Source organism: Halomonas sp. ND22Bw, from assembly GCF_003011945.1.
Classification (GTDB): domain Bacteria; phylum Pseudomonadota; class Gammaproteobacteria; order Pseudomonadales; family Halomonadaceae; genus Halomonas; species Halomonas halophila.
This window is the reverse complement of sequence record NZ_PXWD01001499.1, coordinates 1-247: the sequence shown is the minus strand read 5'-3', so window position 1 is coordinate 247 and position 247 is coordinate 1. Positions and strand designations below refer to the sequence as shown.

Here is a 247-nt window from a genome sequence, read left to right as displayed (position 1 = left end):
CACCATCAAGGCGTCCCTGTTCATGGCCGCCGGCATCATCCACCACGAGGCCGGCACGCGCTACATGAGGAAGTTGAGCGGTCTGTTCCGCTTCATGCCCTTCACCGCCACCTTGGCCATGGTGGCGGCGGCGGCCATGGCGGGCGGGGCGCGGCGGATGAAGTCCTCCAGCACATTGTCCAGGAACCGCATCAGGTCCTCAACGACCTTGGGCTCCTCGCGCCACTCCAGGAAGGTCTCGGCGTTG

Annotated in this window: 1 pseudogene; it reads left to right on the top strand. The window is 66.0% G+C overall.

Annotated elements, in window-relative coordinates:
* A pseudogene (locus tag CVH10_RS27390) lies at positions 1 to 145 on the top strand (proton-conducting transporter membrane subunit); the annotation flags it as partial.
* Positions 146 to 247 lie beyond the last annotated feature (102 nt).